The sequence below is a fragment of the Anaerotignum sp. genome (assembly GCF_045122575.1).
Taxonomy (GTDB): Bacteria; Bacillota; Clostridia; order Lachnospirales; family Anaerotignaceae; genus Anaerotignum_A.
The window spans coordinates 1-8,824 of the sequence record NZ_JBGVHV010000033.1; the positions used below are offsets into that span (position 1 = coordinate 1).

Sequence of the window (8,824 nt, forward strand, 5' to 3'; positions counted from 1 at the left end):
AAACAATGCCCCCGGTGCAAACGCTGGCACTGAAAGAACATTCACACAAAAAGAAGTAGATAATATTGTACAGGAACGCATAGCAAGGGAACGCAGAAAGAACGAACCTACCCCCGAACAGATCAGGGAAAAGGAACTGACTGCCAGAGAAAGCGCAATGACCTGTAAAGAATATATTGCAGAACAGAACTACCCCAAAGGCCTGCTGGAATTGTTCGATACTGCAGATCATGAGCAGTTCAAACAGAAGGTCGATAAAATGAAAGAGTTATTCCCCGGTGTATTTGCTGACCCCGGCAAGAAACCAGCGATTTTCACTAAAGGCACCAATGGCGGTGTCGGTCTGGGTGGCTCTGATCCTATTGCTGAAGCGTTCAAACTTAGATAAGGAGTTGAACGAACTATGTCTATTGAACTGACAACAAAATTTGCACCATATACAGACGAGGTATTCGCAGCAGAAAGCAAAACATCTATGCTGACAAACAGCGATTATGACTGGACAGGTGCGCACACAATCAAAATCTATAAAGTATCCACATCCGAAATGAATGATTATAACAGATCCGGCGCTGATAACGGCAACTGGTCTCGTTATGGTGCTGTGGCTGGTCTGGATGCGACAACAGAAGAACTGACACTGAAGAAAGACCGCTCTTTCACATTCACAATCGACAAGCTTGATGAGGATGAAACACTGCAGCAGATGGCTGCGGCTTCTGCACTGGCCAGACAGCAGAGACAGGTTGTAATTCCAGAAGTAGACGCTTATACATACGGCGTTATGTGTGAAAAGGCTGGATACAAACCTGCTGCTGTGGCTCTCACTGCGGACAATATCTATGACGAAGTGCTGAAAGCAAACAAGGCTCTGGATGATGCAGAAGTGCCCGAAACAGACAGAGTGCTGACAGTGACACCCTCTGTATATACTTTGATGAAAAAATGCCCCGATATTTCTATGGATACAAATCTGGGTGACGAAATCAGAAAGAAAGGCGTTATTGGTATGCTGGATGGTGCTGCAGTGGTGAAAGTACCAGAAAAAAGAATGCCTGACGGCTTCGGTTTTATGCTGGCTCATCCTGTGGCTACAGTAGCACCTACAAAGCTGGAGGACTACAAAATCCATCAGGATCCACCCGGTATCTCCGGCTCTCTGGTAGAAGGTCGTATCTGTTACGATGCCTTTGTACTGGATAACAAAGTAAAAGCAATCTATTATCAGGCTGTAACAGCTGAATAAGGAATGATTTGGGGGTGCTAATGCATCCCCTTCTCTGTTCCTGGAAAGGAAAAGGAAATATGAAAAGAATTGATATACTGATGCGTGATGTACAGATCATCCAGCAGTCTATGAAACCATCCTTTTTCCTTGCTTTTGCTTATAAGATGAAGGACGGCTATAAATTAGACTGCCAGCTGCATAAAGATCATAGATTTTCCCGGGTATCTTCCTTTTATCCAGATATGGAAGGTGTGAAGGCGCGCATAGCAGATATGCGTGAAAAGTACCCCACAGAGGAAAATCTTATTTTGATCATTGATAACGTACCAGAGGAGGAGTATAATGAGTAAAAGATTACGCTTGAAGCTCACCTCTGCTACAGACGTTAGAAGAGCCCTTACCAGGGTTTCCAATATGGTTTTGAATGGGGAACTTGACCCCAAAAGAGCCAACAGCATTATCTTAGCTTGTAACGCTATTCTGGGTAGTATCAGGACGGATGATCAGGCGCAGAAAATGGCCGAATTGGAACTGATGGTAGCAGAGCTGCAGCGTACCAAAAACGTACTTAAATAGGTAGAAACAAAACAAAAAAGAGTGATATAATAATACAGAAACGTATTGAAAATACTGAAAATCACTCAAAATAATACATAAAAAAGTCTCTTGTAGACTGGATGACTAAAGAAGGTGTTTTCCTATGACGAAAACCAATGTGATGCGTCTGCTGGAAGCGGCAGGCATCCCTTACCGCACAGCGGAATATGAATATGACGAGTCCAACCTTTCGGGGCTCCATGCGGCAGAACAGGTGGGGATGGCACCGGAGCAGGTGTTTAAGACGCTGGTGACCCGCGGAGATAAGAATGGCATCAATGTGTTCTGTATCCCTGTAGATATGGAACTGGATCTGAAAAAAGCAGCAGTGGTGTCAAAAAATAAAAAGGTGGAAATGACCCACATGAAAGAATTGCTGGGGCTGACGGGCTATATCCGCGGCGGCTGTTCTCCTGTGGGCATGAAGAAAAAATATCCCACCTATATCGACGAGACATGTATCTTGTTCGATGAGATCGCAGTCAGTGCCGGCATCCGTGGGGAGCAGATTATTCTGGATCCCCAGGATCTGATCCGCTACACGGAAGCGACAGAGGCAGACGTTACAAAAAATATGGACTAAAAAATACCCTCGAGGGAATTTTCCTTCGAGGGTTATTTTTATCTGGAGATCTTCAAAGGAGGGCTGAGAGGTGTTTCCACACCCTTGACCACGGCGGAAACCTTCATATAATAAGGCTTTTTCGGATTGATGGAAATGCCGAAGGCCTGAGGAAAGCCCCAATACCAGATGTCGCTTTTCAAAGAAGAATTTTTCAGCTTTTTGTAGGTTCCGTTTTCGGAATTAGATGTATATACATAATAATGCTCTGCGCCATAGACGGGAGACCAGGAAATGTAGGCGTAATTATTTTTCTTTACGAACCGCAGATTTTTCGGTGCGGTGGGCGTATAGGGATGGTTTTTCAGTTCGCTCAGGGGAATGGACAGGTCTTGGGGCACCTGCAGCACATTGGCCATGGGGATGGAATGATACTGTCCGTTTCCGTAGGAAGAGGTCATGCCGATGAGCCTGCCGGAAGCATCGAACAGACCGCCGCCGCTGCTGCCCTTGGCAATGACGGCTGTGGTAGAGATGATATCCTGATCGAAGCCGGAGATATTGCCCTCTGTGGCAGTGTTGCGTACGCCGAGGGGCGAGCCGATGGCAGTGACAGGATCCCCGACGGCATATTGCTGAGAGATCAGGGCGGAAGTCAGTCCCTTCTTTTCGATCTTCAGCAAGGCGATATCCTGCTGAGGATCAAGACCGACGATCGTCGTTTTGCCCTGATAGATGGAGCCGTTGTTGAATATGAACTGCATGGCGGAGGCGTTTTCGACCAGATGAAAATTTGTGGCGATCAGCCCATTGGCGGAAAGCACAACACCGCTGCCCTGCATTTTGTTTGTCTGGATATAAACCACAGCATCCTCTTTTCGATAGTCTTCTGCATCGGCAGACTGGATCATAACGGTGGAAGAAGAATCATCCCACTGCACGTCGGCACCGCTGTATTCCGCCAGAAAACGCAAGGGCACAAAGGTGCGGCCGTTTTGGAGTTTTGCGGGTACGTCGATCTGTACGGTTTCGTTATTTACTGTGACAGTACGGCTATTTATAGGAAGGGAAATATCTACGCCGTCCTTCATGGCCAGTACGGTCTGGGTATGTTCTTTCCAGTGGACGGAATAACCCAGAGATTCCAGCACACCTCGCATGGGCACCAGCACACGGCCGTTTTCGATAGCAGGGGCGGCATCAAAGGAAAGGGGTTTTCCGTTCAGCGTTACCTGAACAGAGGCGGCGGCAGCCGTTTGCACGCCCAAGGAAAATAAGAGGAGAAAAAGGAAAATTCCTTTGAAGATTCGGTTCATGTTTCTGCACATCCTTTCAAAAAATCAGTATAACATAAATTTGCCGGCAGGTGCATTATTTTGAAAGGGGAATCTTTCAGAAAAAATTGATTTTTTTGGCGATTTGTAGTATCCTTTCTAGACAAAGGAGGGAGACTATGTTTGAACGGATCACAGAGGAAACCTTCGACGAGATCTTTCCGCTGCTGGAAGCAGCCTTTCCTGTGACAGAGTTACGTATCAGGGAAGAACAGAAAAAACTTCTGCGGGAGACATGCTATCGTCTTTACGGTGTGCGGAAAAATGGTATGTTTGCGGCAGTTTTTGCGGCGTGGGAGATCGACGATTTTTTGTATATTGAGCATTTTGCGGTGAAAGAAGAATATCGCAACGGCGGTTACGGCGGAAGCCTTCTGGATCTCTTTCTGGAAGAGAAGGGGAAAGCGATGGTTCTGGAGGTGGAAGTGCCGGAGGATGAGATGACCGAAAGGCGGGTCGGTTTTTATGAACGCCATGGTCTGGTCTATAACGAATATCCTTATCTGCAGCCGCCCATGCGAAAAGGGCAGGATCTGCTGCCCCTGCGGTTTATGACAAAACCTGCGGCAATAGAGGAAAAGACATACGAAAGATACAAAAAGCGAATTTATGAAGTCGTATATAAGTACAAAAGTGAAGAAGAGGAGGCTCTTAATATGAAGTATTGTTTTGGGATTGACATTGGCGGTACAACAGTAAAGATCGGTCTGGTGGCAGAAAATGGTGAGATTGTGACACGCTGGGAAGTACCTACCAGAAAAGGCAGCGACCCCACAGGTCTGCTGGAAGATGTAAAGGCTTCTCTGGAAGCCTGCATGGCGGAAAGAAAGATTGGACAGGCAGATATTCTGGGGATCGGTATGGCGGCACCCGGCCCTGTAACTGCCGACGGTGTCCTTCATGGCTGCGTAAATATCGGCTGGGGCGACGTGGATCTGGACGATCTGGCAGAAGAAGTAATCGGCATTTCCCCTGTACGTCTGGGCAATGATGCCCGCGTGGCGGCTCTGGGCGAAGCGGCTTACGGCGCAGGCAAAGGCGCAAAAAGCATGCTGATGCTGACACTGGGTACCGGTGTTGGCGGCGGCGTGGTGCTGGATGGCCATATCCTGATGGGCAGCAGCGGTGTTGCCGGCGAAATCGGCCATATGACCATTGATCCCTATGAAACCGAAACATGCGGCTGCGGTAAAACAGGCTGTCTGGAACAGTATGCATCTGCTACAGGCATGGTGCGTGCGGCAGAAAAATTCCTGCAGGAAAAAACAGACGATTCTGTGCTGCGCCAGCTGAAACAGGTGACAGCAAAAGACCTTTGGGATGCAGCAAAGGACGGCGACAAACTGGCCAATGAAATCACAGATTTTGTCTGTGACAGACTGGGTGCAGCCATTGCGAACGCAACTTATCTGGTAGATACAGAAACTGTTGTGATCGGCGGCGGCGTTTGCGCGGCAGGGAAATTCCTGCTGGATAAGATTGAAAATGCCTATAATGCAAAGGTTTTTGCCCATAGCAGAAACAAGCGATTTGCGCTGGCAGAACTGGGCAATGATGCCGGTATCAGAGGGGCGGCAGCCCTCATTCTGCAGGATGCGGAATAAGGCTTGACAGAGGAGATAAATTTGCGGTATTATCTCTTTACATCACCTGACGTGGAAAACCGTAAAAATTTCTGAAAAAAAAGAAGGAATTCGGAAATTTTTGTAGAATTACAATAATATAACAGGAACCTTCCTTCGGGAGTTCCCGTTAAATCATATGACAAATTCAAAGGTATACCACCAGAAAATATCCAGATATAAAAGGGGGAGATTGCAATGGTTAAAATTCTTGCAGGCGAAAAAGGTGAAGGTAAAACAAAAAAAATGATCGATATGGCAAATGCAGCTGGTAAAGAAGCAAAAGGCAGCATCATCTATGTAGATGATGACAGCAGCCATATGTACGATCTGCACCACAGTGTACGTTTCGTAGAAACACCCAAGTTCATCATGGAAGATCCAATGGTATTCAGAGGTTTCATGTGTGGTATCCTTTCTCAGAACAGTGATATTGAAACAATTTACATCGATGGATTGAACCATATTATGGACAAAATTTCTGACGCAGATTTCGTTTCCTTCGTTCAGGAACTGGACAAAACATCCAAGGAAGCTGAAATGGATATGGTTATGATCATCAGCAAAAAAACTGATGCGCTTCCTGAAGAAGTAAAACAGTACCTGATTTGATCAATAGATTGACATAGATCAGGGAGAAATCGATATTTAAAGTATTTTAAATATAGCGATCAAAAGAGCCTCATTTGAGGCTCTTTTTTTGCGTGTGAATAGCGGAGAAAGCTGCCAAAGAAGGGAAAATGGTTCTCTGCTTACAGAATCACCTGTTTTCTTTCTGGAAAGTTTGTGGAGCAAACTGCAAGAGTAAGAAGAAATCTTACAAATGGTGTGTATTATTTGGAAAACAGACATAAATTACCTTTACTTTTTGCTTTCCTTTGTGCTAAAATACTAATAAGAATGCGTATTTTGTATTCACAAAGGCGCAGATGGAACGAAAATAATGAAAATACACGAAAAGATTGAAGAAGAAAGGTGAGATACGACATGAATAAATGGCAGGAAATGTATCAGGCAAAACTGACAACTCCTGAAGGCGTTGCAATGCATGTAAAATCCGGCGATATCTGTGCATGCCCCACAGGTCTGGAAGAACCTGCAGTGATCTGTAACGCTATCGGCGAAAGAGCAAGAAGAGGCGAACTGACAGGTGTACAGCACCATGGTATTCTGGCTTCCAAAAAAGGCAGTGCATTCATGGATCCCGAACTGAAAGGCAAATATGACTATGTTTCCTGGTTCACAGGCGGCGCAGGCAGAAAAGTAGTTCAGCAGGGGATCTATACATACGTTCCCAACAACTACAGCACAGTTCCCGGTTACTGGAGAAACTGCATGCCTGTTCTGAACGTATTCTACTGCCAGGTTTCTCCTATGGATAAACACGGCTACTTCACAGCCGGCATGGCAGCAGCAGAAGTGCCCGCAATGAAAGAAAAAGCAGACATCATCCTGCTGGAAGTAAATGACAAAATGCCCAGAGTAATGGGTAACAACCTGATCCACATCTCCGAAGTAACAGCTCTGTGCGAAATCTCCGAAGATCTGATCACTCTGCCTACAACAGAACTGACAGACATCGACAAAAAAATCGGTGCGATGATCGCTGATGAAGTACCCAATGGTGCAACACTGCAGCTGGGTATCGGCGGCGTTCCCAACGCAGTTGGCGTTCTGCTGCAGGACAAAAAAGATCTGGGTATCCATACAGAAATGTTCACAGACTCCATGGTAGATCTGATCGAATGTGGTGCGGTAACAAATATGAAAAAACCCATCCACGTTGGTAAAACAATCGCAACTCTGGCAATGGGCTCCAAGAAAATGTATGATTTTATGGATGATAACCCTGCTTTCGAACTGCACCCCGTTGATTACACAAACAACCCTTATGTGATCGGTCAGCATGATAACTTCATCTCCGTAAACGCATGTGTGGAAATCGACCTGTTTGGTCAGGTTTGTGCAGAATCTCTGGGTACAACACACTACAGCGGTTCCGGCGGTCAGGTTGACTTCGTACGCGGTGCAAACCTGTCCAGAGGCGGTAAAGGCTTTATCGCTATGACATCTACAGCGAAAAACGGCCAGATCTCCAAAATCAAACCTATTCTGACACCCGGTTCCATCGTAACAACATCCAAAAACGAAGTGGACTTCCTGGTAACAGAAAACAACATCGTTCGTCTGAAAGGTAAAAACGCCAGCGACAGAGCAAAACTGATCATCTCTCTGGCTGCACCCGAATTCAGAGAAGAACTGACATTTGAAGCAAAGAAAATGAACCTGATCGTATAATCGATGCGGAAAGATGCCCCGTTTTGACAACGGGGCTTTTTTATGTTATTTTTGATAAAAACCATAAGAGGGGGAAAAGCGATGAGTGATAGAGTGAGCTGGGATGAATATTTCATGCAGATTGCAGATATTGTAAAAACAAGATCCACTTGCCTGCGCAGACAGGTAGGGGCGGTCATTGTAAAAGAGAACCGCATCATTACCACGGGCTATAACGGTGCGCCCTCCGGCCTGAAGCATTGTACGGAGATCGGCGGCTGCGAAAGGGCAAGGCTGAATATCCCTTCCGGCCAGCGCCATGAATTGTGCCGTGCATTGCACGCAGAGCAGAATGCCATCATTCAGGCGGCGAAAATTGGTGTCAGCACAGAAGGTGCGACCATTTATATCACCCTGCAGCCTTGTGTCATTTGCGCGAAAATGCTGGTGAATGCGGGCATCAAACGGATCGTATTCAAAGGGGAATACCCTGATGAACTTTCCAGATCCATTCTGGAAGAAGCGGATATTGAAATGGTTGTTATGGATTGATTCTGTTGTCCTGAGTCTTTTGACTTGGGACTTCTTTTTTTGGGTGTTCGCCTTGCCCTTTCTATTTTCGTTATGTATAATAAATTAGATATAATACAAATGATTTGAAATGGAGATTTCGTATGATTTCATATATCAAAGGTACGCTGGAACGGCGTGCGGAAAGTTATATTATTATAGAAACCGGCGGCATTGGTTACCGCATTTTTGTTTCCCCTGCGACACTGGCAAAACTGCCCCAGACAGGTGCGGAAGCAAAGGTATATACTTATTTCAGCGTGAAAGAGGATGGCATGAGCCTCTACGGTTTTTTTTCTATGGAAGAACAGGAAATGTTCAACAAACTGCTGACAGTCACAGGTGTTGGCCCCAAGGGTGCGCTGGGTTTCCTTTCCATGCTGAAGCCTTCGGAAATCGTCATGGCGATCCTGTCCGATGATGTAAAGACATTATCCAAAGCGCCCGGCGTAGGCAGAAAAACAGCTCAGCGGGTGATTCTGGAACTGAAGGACAAATTCAAAACGGAAGAAGCGCTGGCCATGGGCGGCGAAGAACTGGAAGGCATTGTGGAAGTGACGGTAGACGGCGATGCAAAATTTGAAGCCATCGATGCCATGACCGCACTGGGCTACAGCCGCAGCGAAGCAGCGAA

The 8,824-nt window shown here is 46.2% G+C and carries 11 protein-coding genes; 10 read left to right on the forward strand and 1 reads right to left on the reverse strand.

All coding sequences use genetic code 11. The features are described from left to right. From ACJMLT_RS01360 to ybaK, 5 genes are all read left to right on the forward strand, one after another. Positions 1-388: hypothetical protein (locus tag ACJMLT_RS01360; RefSeq protein ID WP_405725449.1), on the forward strand; the 388-nt coding region annotated here is incomplete at its 5' end. A gap of 15 nt (positions 389-403) precedes the next feature. Beyond that, positions 404-1,246, forward strand: a complete 843-nt coding sequence (locus ACJMLT_RS01365; RefSeq protein ID WP_405725451.1) for a hypothetical protein — start codon at positions 404-406, stop codon at positions 1,244-1,246. 59 nt (positions 1,247-1,305) lie between these two features. Continuing rightward, entirely contained in the window at positions 1,306-1,578 is a 273-nt protein-coding gene (locus ACJMLT_RS01370; protein ID WP_405725453.1) for a hypothetical protein, read from the forward strand. Then, positions 1,571-1,804, forward strand: a complete 234-nt coding sequence (locus ACJMLT_RS01375; protein ID WP_405725456.1) for a hypothetical protein — start codon at positions 1,571-1,573, stop codon at positions 1,802-1,804. Before ACJMLT_RS01370 ends, ACJMLT_RS01375 begins: the two co-directional genes overlap by 8 nt. Before the next feature lie 124 nt (positions 1,805-1,928). After that, positions 1,929-2,408 (forward strand): Cys-tRNA(Pro) deacylase, encoded by a 480-nt coding sequence (gene ybaK, locus ACJMLT_RS01380; protein WP_405725459.1) that lies wholly within the window; start codon positions 1,929-1,931, stop codon positions 2,406-2,408. Between the two features lie 38 nt (positions 2,409-2,446). On the opposite strand, the gene ACJMLT_RS01385 is transcribed toward ybaK, so the two are convergent. After that, on the reverse strand, positions 2,447-3,703 hold the full coding sequence (locus tag ACJMLT_RS01385; protein WP_405725462.1) for a stalk domain-containing protein: 1,257 nt from the start codon (positions 3,701-3,703) through the stop codon (positions 2,447-2,449). A 137-nt stretch (positions 3,704-3,840) separates the two neighbouring features. Here ACJMLT_RS01385 and ACJMLT_RS01390 point away from each other — a divergent pair, with 137 nt between their 5' ends. The 5 genes from ACJMLT_RS01390 to ruvA form a co-directional block, all read left to right on the forward strand. After that, entirely contained in the window at positions 3,841-5,325 is a 1,485-nt protein-coding gene (locus tag ACJMLT_RS01390; RefSeq protein WP_405725465.1) for an ROK family glucokinase, read from the forward strand. A 216-nt stretch (positions 5,326-5,541) separates the two neighbouring features. Further along, on the forward strand, positions 5,542-5,955 hold the full coding sequence (locus tag ACJMLT_RS01395; protein WP_405725468.1) for a hypothetical protein: 414 nt from the start codon (positions 5,542-5,544) through the stop codon (positions 5,953-5,955). A gap of 375 nt (positions 5,956-6,330) precedes the next feature. Then, entirely contained in the window at positions 6,331-7,641 is a 1,311-nt protein-coding gene (locus tag ACJMLT_RS01400; protein ID WP_405725471.1) for an acetyl-CoA hydrolase/transferase family protein, read from the forward strand. 81 nt (positions 7,642-7,722) lie between these two features. Further along, a complete protein-coding gene (locus ACJMLT_RS01405) occupies positions 7,723-8,172 on the forward strand; it encodes a deoxycytidylate deaminase (RefSeq protein ID WP_405725474.1) in 450 nt (149 codons plus the stop codon). Between the two features lie 122 nt (positions 8,173-8,294). Next, the coding region (gene ruvA / locus ACJMLT_RS01410) for a Holliday junction branch migration protein RuvA (protein ID WP_405725477.1) at positions 8,295-8,824 on the forward strand (530 nt) is incomplete at its 3' end.

What these genes read in the sequence shown, in the direction of transcription:
- ACJMLT_RS01365 (WP_405725451.1), top strand. Translation starts at nt 404, where the DNA reads ATGTCTATTGAACTGACAACAAAATTTGCACCATATACAGACGAGGTA.
- ACJMLT_RS01370 (WP_405725453.1), top strand. Translation starts at nt 1,306, where the DNA reads ATGAAAAGAATTGATATACTGATGCGTGATGTACAGATCATCCAGCAG.
- ACJMLT_RS01375 (WP_405725456.1), top strand. Translation starts at nt 1,571, where the DNA reads ATGAGTAAAAGATTACGCTTGAAGCTCACCTCTGCTACAGACGTTAGA.
- ybaK (WP_405725459.1), top strand. Translation starts at nt 1,929, where the DNA reads ATGACGAAAACCAATGTGATGCGTCTGCTGGAAGCGGCAGGCATCCCT.
- ACJMLT_RS01385 (WP_405725462.1), bottom strand. Translation starts at nt 3,703, where the DNA reads ATGAACCGAATCTTCAAAGGAATTTTCCTTTTTCTCCTCTTATTTTCC.
- ACJMLT_RS01390 (WP_405725465.1), top strand. Translation starts at nt 3,841, where the DNA reads ATGTTTGAACGGATCACAGAGGAAACCTTCGACGAGATCTTTCCGCTG.
- ACJMLT_RS01395 (WP_405725468.1), top strand. Translation starts at nt 5,542, where the DNA reads ATGGTTAAAATTCTTGCAGGCGAAAAAGGTGAAGGTAAAACAAAAAAA.
- ACJMLT_RS01400 (WP_405725471.1), top strand. Translation starts at nt 6,331, where the DNA reads ATGAATAAATGGCAGGAAATGTATCAGGCAAAACTGACAACTCCTGAA.
- ACJMLT_RS01405 (WP_405725474.1), top strand. Translation starts at nt 7,723, where the DNA reads ATGAGTGATAGAGTGAGCTGGGATGAATATTTCATGCAGATTGCAGAT.